At 40.8% G+C, this 18,945-nt stretch carries 23 protein-coding genes; 9 read left to right on the top strand and 14 right to left on the bottom strand.

Features of this window, described 5'->3' with window-relative positions; genetic code table 11:
• Positions 1-72: 72 nt before the first annotated feature.
• Positions 73-339 (top strand): 30S ribosomal protein S20, encoded by a 267-nt coding sequence (gene rpsT / locus EV207_RS01465; protein WP_132742878.1) that lies wholly within the window; start codon positions 73-75, stop codon positions 337-339.
• Positions 340-410: 71 nt separating this feature from the next.
• Here the strand turns inward: rpsT and holA are convergent, their stop codons facing one another.
• A complete protein-coding gene (gene holA / locus EV207_RS01460; protein WP_132742876.1) occupies positions 411-1,427 on the bottom strand; it encodes a DNA polymerase III subunit delta in 1,017 nt (338 codons plus the stop codon).
• A 286-nt stretch (positions 1,428-1,713) separates the two neighbouring features.
• Between holA and EV207_RS01455 the strand changes: the two genes are divergently transcribed.
• Positions 1,714-1,848, top strand: coding sequence for a YqzM family protein (locus tag EV207_RS01455; protein ID WP_132742874.1), 135 nt, complete (start codon positions 1,714-1,716; stop codon positions 1,846-1,848).
• Between the two features lie 31 nt (positions 1,849-1,879).
• Here EV207_RS01455 and EV207_RS01450 read toward each other — a convergent pair whose 3' ends face one another.
• The 3 genes from EV207_RS01450 to EV207_RS01440 form a co-directional block, all read right to left on the bottom strand.
• Entirely contained in the window at positions 1,880-4,198 is a 2,319-nt protein-coding gene (locus tag EV207_RS01450) for a DNA internalization-related competence protein ComEC/Rec2 (protein ID WP_132742872.1), read from the bottom strand.
• On the bottom strand, positions 4,199-4,774 hold the full coding sequence (locus EV207_RS01445) for a ComE operon protein 2 (RefSeq protein WP_132742870.1): 576 nt from the start codon (positions 4,772-4,774) through the stop codon (positions 4,199-4,201).
• A gap of 71 nt (positions 4,775-4,845) precedes the next feature.
• A complete protein-coding gene (locus EV207_RS01440; protein WP_132742868.1) occupies positions 4,846-5,496 on the bottom strand; it encodes a helix-hairpin-helix domain-containing protein in 651 nt (216 codons plus the stop codon).
• A gap of 87 nt (positions 5,497-5,583) precedes the next feature.
• Between EV207_RS01440 and comER the strand changes: the two genes are divergently transcribed.
• Complete coding sequence (comER, locus tag EV207_RS01435) at positions 5,584-6,417, top strand: late competence protein ComER (RefSeq protein WP_132742866.1); 834 nt, start codon at positions 5,584-5,586, stop codon at positions 6,415-6,417.
• Between the two features lie 53 nt (positions 6,418-6,470).
• Here the strand turns inward: comER and EV207_RS01430 are convergent, their stop codons facing one another.
• Genes EV207_RS01430 through EV207_RS01400 form a run of 7 tightly spaced genes read right to left on the bottom strand, consistent with a single transcriptional unit; the run spans position 6,471 to position 11,002 of the window.
• Positions 6,471-7,223, bottom strand: a complete 753-nt coding sequence (locus EV207_RS01430) for a class I SAM-dependent DNA methyltransferase (protein ID WP_132742864.1) — start codon at positions 7,221-7,223, stop codon at positions 6,471-6,473.
• Positions 7,224-7,232: 9 nt separating this feature from the next.
• Positions 7,233-7,586 (bottom strand): ribosome silencing factor, encoded by a 354-nt coding sequence (gene rsfS / locus EV207_RS01425; protein WP_132742998.1) that lies wholly within the window; start codon positions 7,584-7,586, stop codon positions 7,233-7,235.
• Complete coding sequence (gene yqeK / locus EV207_RS01420; protein ID WP_132742862.1) at positions 7,586-8,164, bottom strand: bis(5'-nucleosyl)-tetraphosphatase (symmetrical) YqeK; 579 nt, start codon at positions 8,162-8,164, stop codon at positions 7,586-7,588. Before yqeK ends, rsfS begins: the two co-directional genes overlap by 1 nt.
• A 31-nt stretch (positions 8,165-8,195) precedes the next feature.
• Positions 8,196-8,492, bottom strand: a complete 297-nt coding sequence (yhbY, locus tag EV207_RS01415; protein WP_132742860.1) for a ribosome assembly RNA-binding protein YhbY — start codon at positions 8,490-8,492, stop codon at positions 8,196-8,198.
• Positions 8,479-9,330, bottom strand: coding sequence for a shikimate dehydrogenase (gene aroE, locus EV207_RS01410; protein WP_132742858.1), 852 nt, complete (start codon positions 9,328-9,330; stop codon positions 8,479-8,481). Before aroE ends, yhbY begins: the two co-directional genes overlap by 14 nt.
• Before the next feature lie 27 nt (positions 9,331-9,357).
• Positions 9,358-10,467, bottom strand: coding sequence for a ribosome biogenesis GTPase YqeH (gene yqeH / locus EV207_RS01405; protein ID WP_132742856.1), 1,110 nt, complete (start codon positions 10,465-10,467; stop codon positions 9,358-9,360).
• Between the two features lie 4 nt (positions 10,468-10,471).
• Positions 10,472-11,002: a YqeG family HAD IIIA-type phosphatase gene (locus EV207_RS01400; protein WP_207902900.1), complete on the bottom strand. Its 531-nt coding sequence runs from the start codon at positions 11,000-11,002 to the stop codon at positions 10,472-10,474.
• A 498-nt stretch (positions 11,003-11,500) separates the two neighbouring features.
• On the opposite strand from EV207_RS01400, the gene sda reads away from it, so the two are divergent.
• The 3 genes from sda (at position 11,501) to EV207_RS01385 (ending at position 13,550) form a co-directional block, all read left to right on the top strand.
• Positions 11,501-11,641: a sporulation histidine kinase inhibitor Sda gene (gene sda / locus EV207_RS01395; RefSeq protein WP_132742852.1), complete on the top strand. Its 141-nt coding sequence runs from the start codon at positions 11,501-11,503 to the stop codon at positions 11,639-11,641.
• A 98-nt stretch (positions 11,642-11,739) separates the two neighbouring features.
• Positions 11,740-12,207 (top strand): hypothetical protein, encoded by a 468-nt coding sequence (locus tag EV207_RS01390; RefSeq protein WP_207902899.1) that lies wholly within the window; start codon positions 11,740-11,742, stop codon positions 12,205-12,207.
• A gap of 32 nt (positions 12,208-12,239) precedes the next feature.
• Entirely contained in the window at positions 12,240-13,550 is a 1,311-nt protein-coding gene (locus EV207_RS01385) for an ArsB/NhaD family transporter (protein WP_132742850.1), read from the top strand.
• 142 nt (positions 13,551-13,692) lie between these two features.
• Here EV207_RS01385 and EV207_RS01380 read toward each other — a convergent pair whose 3' ends face one another.
• A complete protein-coding gene (locus tag EV207_RS01380) occupies positions 13,693-13,791 on the bottom strand; it encodes a YjcZ family sporulation protein (RefSeq protein ID WP_132742848.1) in 99 nt (32 codons plus the stop codon).
• A gap of 194 nt (positions 13,792-13,985) precedes the next feature.
• Between EV207_RS01380 and EV207_RS23340 the strand changes: the two genes are divergently transcribed.
• Both EV207_RS23340 and sigK read left to right on the top strand, forming a co-directional pair.
• Complete coding sequence (locus EV207_RS23340) at positions 13,986-15,758, top strand: Na+/H+ antiporter NhaC family protein (protein ID WP_243646903.1); 1,773 nt, start codon at positions 13,986-13,988, stop codon at positions 15,756-15,758.
• A 142-nt stretch (positions 15,759-15,900) separates the two neighbouring features.
• On the top strand, positions 15,901-16,590 hold the full coding sequence (sigK, locus tag EV207_RS01365) for an RNA polymerase sporulation sigma factor SigK (RefSeq protein ID WP_424511332.1): 690 nt from the start codon (positions 15,901-15,903) through the stop codon (positions 16,588-16,590).
• Positions 16,591-16,649: 59 nt separating this feature from the next.
• On the opposite strand, the gene EV207_RS01360 is transcribed toward sigK, so the two are convergent.
• Positions 16,650-17,105, bottom strand: coding sequence for an RrF2 family transcriptional regulator (locus tag EV207_RS01360; protein WP_132742844.1), 456 nt, complete (start codon positions 17,103-17,105; stop codon positions 16,650-16,652).
• Between the two features lie 165 nt (positions 17,106-17,270).
• Here EV207_RS01360 and hmpA point away from each other — a divergent pair, with 165 nt between their 5' ends.
• Complete coding sequence (gene hmpA, locus EV207_RS01355) at positions 17,271-18,509, top strand: NO-inducible flavohemoprotein (RefSeq protein WP_132742842.1); 1,239 nt, start codon at positions 17,271-17,273, stop codon at positions 18,507-18,509.
• Positions 18,510-18,561: 52 nt separating this feature from the next.
• Here hmpA and EV207_RS01350 read toward each other — a convergent pair whose 3' ends face one another.
• Positions 18,562-18,711, bottom strand: coding sequence for a YrzI family small protein (locus tag EV207_RS01350; RefSeq protein ID WP_132742840.1), 150 nt, complete (start codon positions 18,709-18,711; stop codon positions 18,562-18,564).
• Positions 18,712-18,945: the final 234 nt, after the last annotated feature.

Genomic DNA, 18,945 nt, shown 5'->3' with positions numbered 1-18,945 from the left:
TTCATATTGCAAAAGACCGTTTGCTTTGGTACAATACACTTTGTCAATGAACTGCCTCAAGGAGGTGAAAGTATGCCTAATATTAAATCTGCAATCAAACGCGTTAAAAAGAATGATTCAAATCGTCAGCACAACGTGATGTTCAAATCAGCGATGCGCACATCTATTAAAAATTTCAATGCCAAAGTAGCTGAAAACGACGCAGAAGGTGCAAAGGAAGCATTTTTAGCCGCTACCAAAAAAATTGACAAAGCAGCTAGCAGAGGCTTGATTCATAAAAATAAAGCCGCACGTGAAAAATCACATCTCAGCAAAAAACTTAACGCTCTGATAGCGTAAATGTTTAAACAAAAAAGAGGTATCCATTGTATCATGGACAACCTCTTTTTTATTTCTCCGCTATTGTGTTGTTATTTAGCCAACTTGTGTATCAGCATTTCAAGGGCAAGCTTTTTTTCAACTGCACCGGTTTTCATTTTATAATCCGTTTCAGCACAAATGGCCAAAGCCCTTTTTAAAGTTTCGAGATGATAAAGTTTTGTTTGCCCAGCGGCTAATTTAACGGCGTATGGGTGGATCCCCAATTTGGCTGCCATATTTTTTTGGGTATAGCCTTCCTGTTGGTACAGTCCGACTTGATAAACGATACGAAGCTGCCTTGTGATAATGGCTAAGAGTTTGATCGGTTCTTCTTTTTGTTTAATTAAATCAGCCAGGAGCTTATAGGCATCCACCGGTTGTTTTTTCATGACCATATCGACGAGGTTAAAAATATTATTTTCCAAAGAACGCGCACCTAATTCGATAACAACGCTTTTATCTATAGGGCGTTCGTCACCGCAATAAAGTGCGAATTTCTCCACTTCACTGACAAGCTGCATGAGGTTAGGTCCAACCATAGCCAGCAGCTGATCATGCCCATCCCTTGTATAAAGAGCATTATACTTCTTGGCTGCTGTTTCAAGGATATTGAACAATAAATCGTTTGTTAACTGGGATAATTCAAAAGTTATCCCTTGCTTTCTTGCCAGTTTAACTATTTTTTTTCGCTGATCAAGCTTGTCGTACATTGCGAGGATAATAAAAATGCTGTCTGGCGACGGTTCATTGATGTATTGTTCCAGACGTTTCAGATCGTGATCTACCTTTGACTTTACTTTTGAAGCTGATAAAAAGTGCGGGTTTTCAATAATAACAACCCGCTTTTCCCCAATAAAAGGCAGTGTTTCAGCATCCTCTACAGCTGCTTCAACAGGTGATTCTGTCATGTCATAGACGGATAGGTTAAAATCCTTTTCATCCTTATTTAAGGCTTCATTCACAATTGACTCTTTCATAAATTGTATAAGATAGCTTTGTTTTCCAAATAATAAATAAACTGGTGCCAATGGTTTTTTTACAGTCAAATCCTTTTGGGTAAGCGCCATACTGATCCCTCTCTTTTCAATATTTACTTTAACCCAAATAAAGTGCCCGGGCAAGAAAAAAAGAAGGATCAGCGCACGTTGACTGACCCTTCTGTTTATATAAACGCCGCAAAGAAAAAGCCTAGGACAATAACTTTGCTGACGATGCTCTGGTTGTATTTGTTATGGTATCCTATGCTCATTCAAAGTATGGGTGACAACACTTAGCAATAGATAAAAAATTCTGGAAAGATGGATTTTTCCTGTATTTTAACTTATACTAGATGTGATATAGGAGGGGTGCGCCATGAACGATTTCGAAAAAGATGTCCAAAGCAAGGGCAATGATTTTGTTGATGCATTAAAAGGCTTTAACTATTCATTTGGATTTTTCGCGATTATATTCATCATTGGCATCGTGATCCAACAGATTATGTCGTGACCCTAAAAAGGACCGCACTGGACGCGGTCCTTTAATTAGCGCTTTTAACTGTTTTCACATCAATAAGGCCTTTTTTATTGAATGAAAATTGAACCGCCCCATTCTTATCGGTTCGGATAATCTTCATTTGGCGATTTTCCAGACGGTCTAACACCTCGGGACTGGGATGACCATAGCGATTCCTCTTCCCTACTGAAACAATGGCCACCTTTGGCCTAAGCTCATCCAGCCAGTCTTCAGTCGTTGATGTTTTACTGCCATGGTGGCCAACTTTTAGAATATCTACCGGTAAATGCCGATAATGTGTCAAGATATTCATCTCCCCTTCTTTTTCCAAATCACCTGTAAATAACCATGATACCCCCCCAAGGTCGGTCAGAACAACAAGGGAATCATTGTTAGAATCCTCCATTCCGTCCATTGGAGAGATGACTGAAAATTGATAATCGCCGAACTTCAGAATGTCTCCCGCCCTCACCCTTTTTATCTTTGTTCCTTTTTTAGCTGCCCTTTGAAACAGCTGTTCTTCCTTCTTTTCTACCTGAAAATAGTCGCTGATCACGATTTGCCTAATCTTAATTTTTCCAGCAAGAGATTTGAACCCGCCAATATGATCATAATCACGATGGGTTAGGATCAGCATATCAATTTGGCTAATCCCCTTTGCTTTTAATTCATGCAGAACGACATCGCGGCCGACCTCAAAAGGATGCGCCTTTCTTTCCCATTCCGGCTTCTTAAAGGGCAATATGCCCCCTGTGTCTATAAGGATGTTCCCTCGATGGAATGGCAGCTCAATGAGAATACTGTCTCCCTGACCCACATCCAAAAAGGTGACTTTGCCTGTGGAATGTAACATATTTACAACCGTACAGGTAAAATAAGTAACTATAAAAAAAGATACCAAGAACATAACCGCACGCTTTCCTTTGGCTTTTTCCCACAGGCAAAGAGATAGATATGCGCCAAGGCAAATCATCATGAGTAGACCAAACGGCGGTGAACCAAAGGTGAGTGTAGTAAAAGGGACTTTTTGAAGAGCGATAAGCAAGCGATGCGCATTTTCTAGGATGATATTCAGCATGACAGCCGGTCCGTGGGACAATGATGCTGTTATGTGCCCCGTTAAAAAAGTGACAAATGCTAATGGCAGAACAATATATGTTATAAGTGGGATAAAAATAAGATTTACAAGAAAACTTAAAAGAGAAAGTTCGTAAAAATGATAGATCACAATCGGGAAGGAAGCCAACTGGGCAATGATAGTTATGACTACTAGCCTGGTCAACGAAGAGACATATTTCTTAGCAACAGAAGGTGCTGACAAAAGGATGGAAAAAGTGACCAAAAAGGATAATTGAAAGCCGAGCTGGTAGAGAAAGTGAGGATTAAAGATAACCATAACGCCGCATACAAAACTAATGATATCAAGCGAATTCATTTTAATCTTAAAAAGAGACCCTATTATAACAGCCTCCGCCGTCAACCCAGCACGAATAACTGAAGGTGCACCGCCAGTTAACACGATATATATCGGGATGATCACCATAAGGCCTATCATGATGTGCTCTCTAATAAACCCCAGTCTTAACGCTATGAGATAAAAGGCTCCGATAATTAATCCAACATGTAAGCCCGATACAGCCAAAAGGTGGATAATGCCGAGTGACTGATAGGCATTAATGACATCCTGATCCATGCCCATTCGCTCACCAAAAACAAGGGCATTGATCATTTCACTAACCGGAGGATGATAACGTTGGCTCACTTCATACACCATGTTTTGTCTGTATTGCTTTAAGTGATCATATAATGTTAAGGCGGTATTCCTGCATGAGTTAATTTTGTTTGCTTCGAGAATCCAGAATATGCGTTGATGAAGCAAGTAGGCTTTATAATCGAAGGCATGGAAGTTAGAAGAAGGGTCGGGAGCGCTTAGCTGGCCGGGGGTTACACAATGCTGCCCGACCTTAAGGCGCTTTGAGAGACTCAGCTTTTCTTTATTGCTTTTTAGACGATAAGTCAATAACACCGTTTCACCTTCCCTTAGTTTGTATGGGAAAGATAAACGATTACCGTCAATTTTGGGTATTTCGTTTATTTTACCCGTAAAAAGCGTTTGACTCGGATTTAACGAGGATTCGGAAGGCAGAAACAATAAGATACTAACAGAGGTTAAGAAAGTGACCGCGAGGAACGCAAAGCCAAGCAACACATGTTTATAAAACAAATAACAGCCAAGTATGATTAAGCAGCCAAGCGGTATTAAGAATCTTTCACCTAATAAAACCCATTCGGAAAGGACGGCTGCGAGGGCTAAGAAATGGCATCTGCCCAAAAGCTTCGCCATTTAAACCCCATTTGAAAAAAGCCTTTGTGCCTGCTGATAAATATCGGTTATCTCCTGTTGTTCAATACCGGCGTCTTCAAGCTTTTTCAAAACATTAGCGATAATAACCAAGTTATCCTCATTATGCTCTACTTCTTTGTCAAAAAAATTCTCAAATGGCACACGCTTCACTTCAACGTCAGCATCTCTAAAAAGCTGTATGGCATAAGGATGGTTTTTATAATCATTGGCATAATAAATCACCTTAATGCCGCTTTGGATGATGGCTTTGCAGCATTGCAGACAAGGAAAATGCGTCACATAAAGCTCTGCCCCTTGAGTTGGCACGCCAAATTTTGCGCATTGGATCACCGCATTCATTTCGGCATGGATAGTCCGGACACAATGACCGTCGATCACATAACAGCCTTCATCGATGCAATGGACCCCTCCCGATATAGACCCGTTGTATCCTCCAGCAATGATACGCTTGTCCCGAACGATTGCAGCACCTACCGCTAACCTCGTGCACGTGCTCCGGTTTGCAAGCAAATGGCTTTGTGCCATAAAATATTGATCCCATGATAATCTATTCATAGTGACACCTCTCATCGATAAAAAATGACATACCCATATTCTTTCACCATTTTTATTTGCCGTCAATATCATTAATTGACAACAGCTTTTTCTTTAATTTTTTCAAGAGATTTATCCCCTATCCCCGTAACATTCAGCAGATCCTGAACCGAACGAAATGTGCCATGTTCCTCACGATAGCTTAAGATCGCTTCGGCCTTAGCCGGTCCTACACCGGGCAATTTTTCCAAGTCCTCCTTTGTCGCTGTATTTAAATTAATTTTCTGTTCACCTGCAATGCCATTTTCATTTGAGTTTGCTGTTTGTCCTGGGACTGCAGGCTTTTCTTCACCCTTTGCAGGAACATAAACAACCATTTCATCATTTAATTTCTGAGCAAGATTAATCTGCTTTTCATCTGCTTGTGAATTAAATCCACCAGCTTTCCTAATGGCATCAACCACTCTTTCTCCGCCCATCATCTTGTAGACACCAGGCTTTTTTACTGCACCTTTAACATCTATAACTAATTGAACGGGCTGTTTTTGAGTGTTTTGTTTTTGTGACTCATTACTTTTGTTATCCTTATTTTCCTGGTCGCCTTTTTCATTTGTCTTAACAACGGGTTCCGGCGCATTAAGAATATCCTGCCGGGGCGTCTCTTGCTTTTGATACACGACGATCAGTATGACAATAAGCACTGCAGCACCAATAAAATAAGGTAATTTTTCTTTTCTGAACAAATAAATCTCACCTCACAGGCATTCATAAAAGATAGGTGTTCAACATAGAGTGGTATAGGAATAGCAGTCAAGAAGGGGGCAAAAATTATGAAACTCGGTATTATCGGCACCGGGAATATGGGAACGATTTTGGTTCAATCACTAATAGAAAGCACGGCTCTCCCTCCAGCCGATTTGGTGATTACCAATCGCACTTTAACGAAGGCTAATAAATTAAAATCAGATTATCCAGACCTTACAGTGGTTCAAACTGCGAACGAAGCTGCAAAGCTGGCTGATATCGTCTTCGTTTGCATCAAACCATTGGACATTCAGCCACTGCTGGAACAATTAAGAGGAGTGCTCAAGCCTCATCAGCTTCTTGTTTCAATTACCAGCCCTGTAAGAGTTGATCAAGTTGAATCCATTGTGGATTGTCATGTGGCAAGGGTTATACCAAGCATCACTAACAGATCACTTTCGGGCTCGACGCTTATAACATTTGGAGAAAGCTGCGGGGATTACCAAAAAGAACTTCTAACAGAATTAGTAAGTTACATGTCAAAACCCGTCTTGATCGATGAAGCTGTTACGAGAGTAGCATCCGATATTTCCAGTTGCGGTCCTGCCTTTTTGTGCTTTTTGTTCGAACATTTTATTGATGCTGCAGTTAAGGAAACTGGCATATCTAAAGAACAAGCAACGTTGCTAACTAGCGAAATGGTTGTCGGCTTAGGAAAGCTCTTGGAGAAAGATATCTATTCATTGGAGAGCTTACAGGAAAAGGTGACAGTTAAAGGCGGTGTAACTGGGGTTGGTCTTGATGTGTTAGAAAATGAAATAGGGGATATGTTTGAACAACTGTTCCGTCAAACCCAAAATAAGTTTGCAGAGGATCACGAGGCAGTGGATAAACAGTTTGACTATCATAAAAAGATTTAGGATGAGGGATGTCCCTAGGCATCCCTTTTTCCCTTTTGTTTATTATTTCTCCCTCAAGAGCCTAAATCCTTTTTTGCTATAAAAAAAACTCTTTCCGATTCTTCATTCGGGGCAAGGGATGTGAAATCAGCCGAAAGATTCAAGCAGCATAGCCCCGCTTCCTGAAGTGCATTAAGATATTCCTTAACCGAATACGTCTTTTGGAAATGCGTTTCATCAAACCTTTGGTAAAGGCCTGACGGCAGTTCACTAAAGAAAGTTAAATCATGGTAAACACTATTTGGTTCAGGGCCAGGAAATGATTCCCAAATATAAGCCACTTTGTCCTCATTTAAACAAAATTGCCGGTTAACGAATAGCTCGTTGATCTTATGTAATGAGTGCACATCAAATAATAGAAGGCCTCCTCCGTTAAGATGCTCATAAACCTTAATAAAGGTTTCTTTCACATCATTAAGACTCTCCAAATAATTTAATGAATCACAAAAAATAATAGCCATATCAAATGTATCAGAAAGTGATAATTCCCGCATATCCTGCTGAAATAACGGAAAAAGCCTATTATCCTCCAGGGCTTTTTCCTGGGCAATCGCCAGCATATCATCAGAAATATCAACGCCTGTCAATGCGTAGCCAAGCTGTGCAAGCCTTAGACTGATCTCACCTGTACCGCATCCGATATCAAGAATGTGATGAATCGGGCGATCAGCAAATTTTGATGCCCTTTTGACAAATGTAACCCATTGATCATACGGGGCATCCTCCATTAAATCATCATAAAGGCGTGAAAATTGTTCGTAAGCCATTATAATCCCCTACAACAGCCTATTTTCTACTGTAATCATTGGCGCATCGCCCCACAATTTTTCAAGCTTATAGTAATCTCGCTCATCCCTATGGAAAATGTGGATAATGACATCACCCATATCAACAAGCACCCATCTCGCCTGATCATAGCCTTCCATTCGTCTGACGGGAATGTCTTTTTCAGCTGCCGCTTCCTTTAAACCCCTAGCAATAGCCTGTACCTGCTTTTCAGAATTACCGTGACAAATCATAAAATAATCGGCCATGACTGAAATCCCCTGCATATTTAATATAACCGGATCGTGGGCCTTTTTATCATCGGCAATCTCAGCAACATAATTTAGAAGTTGTTCGCCATGCATCATATAACCTTCTTCCTTGTTTTTTCTATTAAATCATTATAAGCGTAGATCGTATCTGGATGGATTTGCTGTCGTCTTGCAACCAAAAAAACGATAGTGTTCTCAAGCGCTTTTGCACAGGCAAGATCAAGACTTTTTTCAGCTGTGGCCCGCACCTCATCAACACCTGGAAAATTCCTGCCGGGTTCAATGTAATCCGCCAAAAAAACAATCTTATCAAGCAGTGTCATATCTTTTTTTCCTGTCGTATGCCATTTCATCGCTTCGAGAATGTCGTGATCTGTGATGTTCAGCTCTTCCTCTGCATACACTGCCCCAACCGAGGCATGCCATAAAGATAAATGATATTGAAGAAGCTCATCCGCAATATCATTGCGCCGCCTGATCGTTTCAGCCATCTTTGTTTTTGAAAAGTATTTCGCAATATCATGGAGCATTGCGGCGAGGCCCGCCTTATCAATATCACCATTAAATCGCTTTGCCAGCCCTTGTGCCGCCTCTACTACACCTAATGTATGGTCAAATCTTTTGGCAGGTAAAATACCTTTTACAATTTTTTGCGCCTCTTCAATTTTCATATACATGGTTCTCCTCTATATACTTTCTGACTTACTTTTTCGGCAGCTCAATTTTCTTGTTTTCATTAGATTCTTTATAAAGAATAATGGTACTGCCTATAACTTGAACAACCTCAGCGCCTGTCCCCTCAGCTAGCTGTATGCCGGCTTCGCGAACGTCTTCCATTGTATTTTGCAAGAGGTTGATCTTGATTAGCTCCCTTGCTTCAAGCGCAGCATTTACTTCATGAACCATTGTTTCATGAAGACCTGATTTGCCAATTTGGAAAATGGGTTTAAGATGATGCGCCTCTCTTTGTAAAAATCTTTTCTGCTTATTTGTCAGCATGGCTAACCTCCAGTGTCTGTTCTAAATAGGTTAATATATCCTGTGTTTCGGGAAGATAGCCGAACCAATGTTCGAACGCCAGAGCCCCTTGGTACATTAACATTGGCAGGCCGTTCAATGTTTGCAGTCCCATAGCCCGCCCCTCACGAAGCCATTTCGTTGTCAGCGGCTTGTAAATAAGATCGGCAATAACGGTGTTGCTGCTGCAATTCGTAAGTTTAATCGGGGTCTGATCACTTCTTGGAGCGAGACCAACCGATGTCGCATTAATAATAAGGTCGTAACAATGAAGCACTTCCTCTGCTTCCGTCAATGTTTTAACAGCGGATTCTCCAAATCGCAGGCAGGAGGCGCTGAGATCTTCAGCTTTTGATACCGTTCGATTAGCAAAATCAATCCGCCCTCCTGTATGCTTGGCCAACGTTAATCCAACGGCTCGCGCGGCCCCGCCCGCTCCGAGAATGAGAATATTAGGCTTCCTTTTAAGAACTTCCGGAAAAGCCTCCTTAAGACTATGAAGAAAACCTAACCCATCTGTATTGTAGCCGATAAGCTTGTTATCGGCATACGCAACCGTATTAACCGCACCAAGCAGCCGTGCTTCTTCATCAATGTCATCTAATAATGGGATAATGTTAATTTTATGGGGAATTGTGACATTAAAACCTTTTATCCCTAGCGCCCTAAACCCCGCTACTGCCTTTTTTAAATCTGCTGACATGACTTTAAAAGCATGATAATGGTGGGACAATCCATACTTTTTATACCAAAAACTATGCATCGCCGGTGAAAGACTGTGTTCGATTGGATCACCAATAACCCCTAATAGCTGATTCATTCACTCACCCTTTAAGAAACTTTATGATTAACTAATAATTGATGGGCGAATCGTCACACCGATATCTTCCGGTGCATAAGCGCTGAGCTTCGCCCCTGTGCCCTTTATCGTTATCCAGCCCAATCCTGAAAATACAATGTCCATCTCTTTATCTTTAACTGAAAAATCATAGCGTTTCAGTTTGGGCACTTCACCTTTATAATCGCTCGGCGGAGCAAGAAGTTTTCCAAATTGTGTCTGATATAATTCGTCGGCTTTTTCCTGCTTTGTACGGTGAATATACATATCATTGGAAACATAACAAACAACCGAACGCCTTCCTCCATTAAGGTAATCAAGCCGCGCGAGCCCACCCAAAAACAAGGTTTGATCTTCGTTTATCTGGTAAACTTTAGGCTTGACTTCCTTCCGCGGCATGACCAATTTATAATCTTTCTTACTAATAAAATGTGCAGCTTGATGATGATTAACAATGCCGGGTGTGTCATATAAGATTTGTTCTTCATCAAGAGGAATATCAATGAAATTCAATGTTGTTCCTGGAAATTGTGATGTTGTGATGGTTAACTGTTCCCCTCCCCCGCCGAATTGTTTTATCAGTTGATTAATAAAGGTTGATTTACCTACATTTGTACAACCTACAACATAAACATCTTTTCCTTCGCGATAGTCATCGATGGCATCAGCCACTTCCTCAATGCCAATCCCTTTTTCCGCGCTCATCAACAGCGTGTCAATGGGTTTTAGCCCAAGCTCTTTTGCCGATTGCTTCATCCAATTGATGAGCTTATTATGATTTGTTGATTTAGGCAGCAGATCCACTTTATTTCCTACAAGCAAAATGTCATTGTCCCCGACAAAACGGTGGAGACCCGGTACCCAGCTGCCATTGAAATCAAATATGTCAACGATTTTAACAACCAATGAGTCAGTTTTTCCAATTTCCGACAACAGTTTTAGAAAGTCATCATCCGTCATTGATACATCTTGAATTTCGTTATAATGTTTTAGCCGGAAACACCGCTGACAAATAATCACATCTCTCTTTAATGCAGACGGAGGAGCGAACCCAATATTTTCTTTATCCTCCGTTTGAATTGGCACACCGCAGCCGGCGCATACTATTTTTTCTGTCATTGTCTTAATCCTCCCAATCAACCCAGCCTTTTCTTTTCATGGCTGATAGAAGATACCTCTCCATTTTTCTATTGAATTTTGTTGCCCAACCGTCCGATTTAGCAACGGGTACGACTAATATCGTATAAACACCGAGCCTGTTGCCTCCAAGGACATCAGTTAATAGCTGATCACCAATGACAACGATTTCTTCACGCTTCAATCCCATATCTTTGATCGCTTTTTTGAAAGCTTTCGTCATCGGTTTTCTCGCTTTATATATATAAGGCGTGTCAATCGGGTTAGAGAAGTCTCTAACTCTTGCTTCGTTATTATTGGATACAATAGTGACCTTAATTCCCTCTTGTCTCATTTCCTCAAACCATATTTGCAGCTCGGGAGTAGCTTCAGGACTGTCCCAGGCGACAAGTGTATTATCTAGGTCGGTGATGATGCCCTTGATACCGCGTTCAGCCAAGATTTCTGGACGGATATCAAGAATTCTATTTGCATGCTCATTTGGCAAAAAATGCTTTAACAATAAAAAACACCTCATATCTTCTCTTCGACTTCTATTTTCCCACAACATGTTTATTTTACCAAGTGCCCGTGCTTTCACAACACTTTTTATCAAATTTTAGAGAAACTAACCAATAAACCTCTTTAAATTGCTCCATTATAATTCGACAAAATATAACAGGGATAGGACTTCCCATTATTTTTAAAAAAACCATTCTATGATTAACCAGAGATAATAAGACTAAAAAACGTTCGACAAATATTGACAGAGATTCTCACCTGTGGATAACCTTATGCACAATACCCACATTTGTACATCAACCTTTTCCGAAGTTATAAACAACCTGTCAACAAGATATCCACTTGCAACTGTGGATATCAGAACGGTTGTTCTTAAGTGTACTTCATGGTAACATTCAATTTATCGAAACAAACAAGTTATTTAAGACACTATAATGCGACACAGCGTTTTTAATTATAATGGACAAGTTTTCTTTTATCAAAGGAGGTGTGACGCCGGATACACGGCCGTCAAATGGAAAAGCTGTCAGATGATCTCCTTATTGAATCTTACTTAAAGGCACGGGAGCTGCAATTAAGCAAGGAGTTTATTCGCTTAATTGAGCAGGAAATTCATAGAAGAGCCCTTGACGGAAGGGTAAAAAAAATCATTTAAAAAACGAGCGAATTCGCTCGTTTTTTTATTAATGTTTTAATTGAAACAAGAAATAATGTAAAATGAGTTTGGGTACATATTAACTGGGGGTGGAACACTTGAAGAATGTGATTATACACAAACTTGAAAAATATGTTTTTACAGAAGCACAGCTTAAAGGCGCATGGGCAAGACATAACAAAGGGAAATCCTATCGGGAATTGACCAATGAACAGTTAATGGCCTTGGCCAAGAAAATATTTAAAAATGCTTCCCATAGTGAACTTGAGGAATTTTCCTTAGATTCAAGCTGGAGGACGAAGCATGATATCACGGGTAAAATGATAGCTGATGATGACAGTGAAGCTGACATGCATACGGAATTAATTGATACCGAAGAGCCTAAGGTTCAAGCCAACGACATTTTTATTGATCGAATGCTTCAGCTCGAATGTGACACATGCGGTTTTCAATTTTACATCGGCGATTTAAGCGCTGACATTACCAAACTGACATGCCCTGTTGATGGTAATAAAGTTAAGCAAATCCAAAAGCTAAAGTCACTGAACCAAATAACCGAGAAATAAGCGGAAAAACACTATAAAAGGAGCATATTTCGATGCAGGCAACCATCGCTGTAATCATTTTTCTTGTAACCTACGCGATTATTATCACTGAAAAAATAAACCGGGCAGTCATCGCTCTCGCCGGTGCCGCTTTAATGGTGCTGTTTGGCATTGTTGATCTCCATACAGCATTTACAGAGCACATCGAGTGGAATACGATCACTTTACTCATAGGCATGATGATTTTAGTTAACATTACGAATAAGACGGGAATATTTCAATATGCCTCGGTCAAAGCGGCCAAGTTAGTAAAAGGTGAACCGGTGAAAATTCTGATTATACTTTCTATTTTAACCGCTGTGGCTTCGGCTTTCTTAGACAACGTCACAACGGTCTTACTGGTCGTCCCAGTCACATTTTCAATTACTCGTATCTTGGGGGTTAAACCTTTTCCTTTTCTTATTTCTGAAGTGTTATTTTCTAATATCGGCGGCACAGCGACATTGATCGGCGACCCGCCCAACATAATGATTGGGTCGGCGAATAAGCATTTGACCTTTAATACATTCCTATTGAATCTAGCACCTGTCATTATTATTATTGGTTTTGTGACTTTATTGATTCTGTATTTTATGTACAGAAAACATCTTAAAGTAAATGAGGATAAGAAAAAAGAATTAATGGCTATCGATGAAAACGAATTTATTAAAGACCGAAAGCTTATGATAAAATCTTTGATCGTCCTCGGACTAACAATATTGGGGTTTATTCTTCACTCCCTTGTCCCTCATCTGGAAGCAGCAACGGTGGCAATATCCGGAGCCACACTTCTACTATTAATTGGTGTAAAGGAGAACGATATTGATGAGATTTTATCTTCCGTTGAATGGGTGACCATTTTCTTTTTTGCCGGACTCTTTACCCTTGTCGGCGGTCTTGTTGATGCGGGAATCATTGAATCACTGGCAAAGAAAGCTCTTGATTTAACCGGTGGCGATATTACCATTGCATCCCTTTTGATACTTTGGGTTTCGGGTATCGCTTCGGGAACGATCGACAATATTCCGTATGTTGCAACCATGATCCCGCTAATACAAGATATGGCTGAAGGTATGCATTTGTCTCCGGATTCCCCGCAAATAAATGCTTTATGGTGGTCTTTATCCTTAGGAGCGTGTCTTGGCGGCAATATGACATTAATTGGGGCATCGGCTAACGTTATTGTTGCGGGTCTTGCCAACCGTGAAGGCCATGGGTTTTCATATATGGATTTCTTAAAAATAGGTGCTCCTTTAACCATTGTGGCGTTGATTATATCAACGGTTTATATTTATCTAAGATACCTGGTGCCATTACAGATGTAAAGAAAACTTGGCTTACGCCCGCACCTTTAATGGCGAAAGTCTTAGTTGCCCTTATGTGCGTTAGAAAGTTTATACTTTCTTATTAACTAAAAACTTATTAACTAAAAAACCCCTTCCGAACAAGGAAGGGGTCTCTTTGTATTTAGTAAACGTAAGCAGCACCAACAATAATCAAAAGGATAAATAGAACAACGATTAAGGCAAATCCTGCTCCATATCCGCCGCCACCAGCATAGCTCATTCATATCAGCTCCTTTAATTATCGGTTCAAGATTAATATATGACCATAAGCTGTAGTTGACCGGGCTAACGCGGAATAAGGGAGCTGACTATTAAATTTGGGCTTCTGCCAAGCTTTTTCTAAAAACCGGTACATATTTTACCTTTTTTTATACAAGACTAAGTGCACACGAACTAATAAAGCAGGTGATTATTGTGCATGGATCTTGGTTATCATTGTTGCCCTTTCTTGTCGTCATTCCCATCTCTATTTTTACAAAACAGGTTCAACCGGGCTTATTTGTTGCTTTAATTTTGGGGAGTTATCTTGTTGAACCATCCTTGCTCGGCGGTATCAAACAAGCCCTAACTTACGTTGTCGATAATACGGTAAAGTCCAACAATATTAGAATCATACTCTTTCTCTATATGTTTGCCGGGCTAATTAATATGGTTAAAATGGCAGGCGGTATCAAAGGGTTTGTTGAACTTGTCAGCGATAAGGTGAAAACTAAAAAAAGCGCTATGATATTAACTTGGGTTTCCACCATGGCGACATTCAGCGATCCGGATTTCCGCATCGTGACGATTGCACCGATTATGAAAGCATTAAAAAACCGTTTGAACATGTCATCCCGTCGAATCGGCATCGTGATTGAAGTCACATCAAACCCAATTGTAGCGCTAGTTCCTATTGCTACAGGCTTCGTGGGATATATGGTGACAGTCATTGGAACATCACTTCAGCACGCTGGCATTCACAGGGCGCCATATAAAACGTATGTGGAAAGTATCCCTTTTAATTTTTTCTCTTTCGTCATTGTGTTAGTTGGACTATATTACACCTTTTTTATGCATAAAAAGCATGATAAAGAAACGGAATTATCACAGGCTGCGGCAGATCATGACACAGGGGATCAAAAGGCGTCCAAAGAGACGTCCAAAGAAAAAAACAAACCCGTGCCCTCTCCTTTGCCTGACCCAACGATGGCAAAGAAAAATGCGCAGGGAGAAAATAAGGAGCAGGGTACTGGAGAAACGCAGCTTAATCCCCAGACAACAATGTCGGCTGATAGGGACGAACCAGCGTTTCCAGGTATTGTTCCCGACACATTTTTGCACGACGGTGATCAAGGACATGTTATCCAATCAATGGATCAAAATCAGCAAAATTTTAATGAAGAGTATTCAAGACATCTTGATTCAGCGGATATTGCCAACCAAAAGCACATGGAGCAGCATGGAAATCCTAATGAAAAGCAAGGTGAAGAGGATCTGCAAGATGTAAAGAAAGGCTATGATGAGGAAACGCCTTCACGCCCATGGAATTTGATTCTTCCGATTATAGTGGTCCTGCTTTTAACACTCTTTCTCAGCTGGTGGGACGGCCATAATAAAGCCAACAGCTTCTTCGGTGCCTTTATCAAAAGCGATGCACTGGGTGTGATGCTTGAGGCTCTGCTTATTACACTCATTCTGACCATTGTATTCTTCATGTTCCAAAAATTTGCTGTATCGAAAATCGTGACCCACTTCGTTAATGGCGGTAACCAGCTCATGTCAGTTATAGTCTTGTTAACATTAATTTGGGGCGTATCGGCAGTTTCCGAAGACCTCGGCTTTTCACAATATATTACGGATCATGTTAAGGGCTGGATTCCAAGCATGCTTGTTGCTCCCGTACTGTTCCTCCTCGGTGCTCTTATATCCTATTTTATCGGATCGTCTTGGGGAACATGGGGTTTGCTGATGCCTTTAGGTATTATGCTAGCCCATCAATCGGGTTCAAATCTCTTATTAGTTATCGGTGCCGTTTTCGCCAGCGGAACCTTTGGAGCCTTTGCTTCGCCGCTTAGTGACAACACGGTTACACTCTGTACGATCATGGATCTCCCTGTTATGAAATACGCCCGTTCCAAGCTTGTGCCGGCCCTAATCGCGGCCGGAATTACCGCTCTGCTATTCGCCGGAGCATCGTTTATTATGTAAGAAAAAGGGCCGGGTCTTGTTTCTGGCCCCAAATACAAAAAACATAACCAGGACAGACACGATCACCCACCTCTTCACATAGTAATAAAGAGAGATGTGAGCCCAATTGGAGGTGGAAAGGGTGTTATCCTTAATTGGCGGCATGGCATACTTATTGAAGGAATTCTGGCTTTTCGTATCATACGTTAGGAACAATGCTTTTCCACAACCGCTTCCAGAAGAGGAAGAACGGCAGTGCCTGGAAAAAATGGCTGAAGGAGACCCTGATGCACGGAACCGTTTGATTGAGCATAATCTCAGGCTCGTTGCACACATCGTAAAAAAGTTTGAAAACACAAAAGAAGATAGTGAAGATCTTATCTCTATTGGCACCATCGGGTTGATCAAAGCGATAGAAAGCTATTCCCCGGGAAAAGGAACGAAACTCGCGACATATGCGGCAAGATGCATTGAAAATGAGATTCTGATGCATTTAAGAGGGCTCAAAAAGACAAGAAAAGATGTGTCATTAAACGATCCCATCGGTCAGGATAAAGAGGGAAATGAGATCTCCCTCATCGATGTCCTAAAATCCAAAAATAAGGATGTCGTCGAAGAAATAACATTAAATATGGAAAAAAGGAAAGTGTATGAATACCTGCACATCCTCGATGACAGGGAAAAAGAAGTTGTGATTGCCCGTTTTGGTTTAGACAATCGAAAAGAACTGACTCAAAGGGAAATTGCCAAGAAGCTCAATATATCGCGAAGCTATGTTTCCAGGATAGAAAAGAGAGCGTTAATGAAGCTTTTTAATGAGTTTTACCGGCAGCCTTATAAGAAGTCGCGCTAAAGAAAACTTGCCGATTGGCGAGCCTGGCGAAGACAGAGGCGTAAAGGCCAGACCCGGGACTAAAGGCCCGGGTCTGGCCCTTTCCTCTCTATCTGGTTTGCTAACTGTTCTTTGTTTGTGATCACATCTGCAAGCGAGTAGTGGTCAAGTGTCTGCAAATAATGGTGCAATGCTTCAGCAAACATGGATTTGGCACGGCATACCGGACTGATGATACAGGCATCACGTCCGGCATCAAAGCATTCGACAATGTGAAAATCATCTTCCGTGTGGCGTACAACCCAGCCAATATTAATGTCCTTAGGCAATTTTGCCAATCTGATTCCCCCGCTTCTTCCTCTTGTTGTATGAACAAGACCAAGCTGCCCCAATTTGTGGATAACTTTTTTTAAATGGTTTTTCGATATTTTAAATGCGTCAGCAATTTCTTGTATGCTGATTTTTTCTTTCTCAGGCAAAGCACCAAGAGTAATCAAGACACGAATGGAATAATCTGTATAGCTCGTTAGTCTCATTATCATCCTTCTCCTAATTGTTCTCACTGGTAGTATATCCGATTGCAGCTTCTTTTGCCTACATATAAGACTGAACGGCAAGATTCAATAAAACGACACAAAAGGTGTATTTTAAATACACCTTTTAGGATTATAATAAAAATGTAAAAACAAGGGGGTAGTAATATGGATCAACAAACAATTGATATCGTCAAAGCCACTGTGCCTGTATTAGAGGAAAAAGGTGATGCTATTACAGTCAGCTTCTATAATCATCTATTCAGTGAACACCCTGAACTATATAATGTCTTTAATCAAACACATCAAAAACAACAAAAACAACAGAGAGCATTGGCTCAAGCCGTTCTGGCAGCCGCCAAGCATATTGACAAGCTTGAAGCTATATTAGGATCAGTCAAAGGAATCGCGCATAAACACCGCAGCATCGGTGTCAAGCCTGAGCATTATCCGATCGTTGGAGAAAATCTGTTATGGGCTATAAAAGATGTTCTTGGTGATGCGGCGACGGATGAGATTATGCAGGCCTGGGAGATCGCCTACGGGGAGATTGCCAAAGTATTCATTGCCATTGAAGATGCGTTGCGTGAGGAAGTGAAGAATCGTCATGGCTGGAACGGCTACTTGCCTTTTAAAGTTGACCGGAAAGTGGAGGAAAGCAGCGTGATTACTTCTTTTTATCTAAAACCGGTTAACGGGCAAGAGCTGCCGGAATTTGAAGCCGGCCAGTATATAAGTATTAAATTGGATATCCCCGGTGAAAAATATACACACATCCGCCAGTACAGCCTTTCCGATGCTCCCGGAACAGGTTATTTTCGCATTAGTGTCAAACGTGAGGATGCACGGGATCCATTTCCTGAAGGTGTAGTAACCAATTATCTTCATGAGTCTGTAAAGGTTGGTGATGTATTGCAAATCAGCGCGCCAGCCGGCGATTTTACCTTGGACCATACTCCAGACAAACCGCTAGTCTTAATCAGTGGCGGCGTTGGGCAAACACCTATGATGAGCATGTTAAAACAAGCGGTAAATCAAACGCCCGAACGTAACATCACTTGGGTTCACGCGGCTGTCAACGGAACAACCCATGCCTTTGCAAAGGATGTTGTTAAACTTGATCAACAGCATAAAAATCTGCAGACCTTCTTTTGCTATGAAGCTCCGACTGAATCTGATCAAGAACGATGCTTATATGCAAAAACAGGCTATATTGATGGTGAATGGCTTGCTCAAGTCATCATTGATAAAAACGCTGATTATTATTTCTGCGGGCCAAAGCCTTTTATGAAAGCAATATACACTATTTTAAAACATTGGGAAATTGAAGATGAAAACATCCATTTCGAATTCTTCGGCCCTCAAGATCAGTTGGTTGAAAAAGAAACAGCGACAACCGGTGCTTAATAAAAAAAGTCAGATAAAGGAAACTTGGCGGCAATCCAAGTTTCCTTTGCCCTTATAAAAATCGGTTATTTTCTATGCGGCGTGTTATTATATCTTCTCTGAGTTCTTTGATACGCATTTTATCTTCATATTCCGACATCGTCATTTTTCTCTTTTTTAACGATACTGTGAGAGTAAAAACGAAAAGATTCATTTTTAACATGCGTTTCCCTCCCTTCTTTTTTCGGTTCCCTTCATAAAAAATTTGTCTCCTCCTCGAACCAATTGCTCCCTGATAACGGTAATAAAGCCATAAAAATGTACCTCCTTATATCAAATTTATTTATATAAAGGACATCAGGTTTGTCATCAAACCATCCTTCCTTATACCCCTTTGTAAAACAAAAACCACCGGGCCGTCATAGCCTGGTGGTTTTGTATAAAACATATCATACCC

It is taken from the genome of Scopulibacillus darangshiensis, from assembly GCF_004341035.1.
Taxonomy (GTDB): domain Bacteria; phylum Bacillota; class Bacilli; order Bacillales; family Sporolactobacillaceae; genus Scopulibacillus; species Scopulibacillus darangshiensis.
This window is presented reverse-complemented; position numbering and strand designations above follow the sequence as displayed.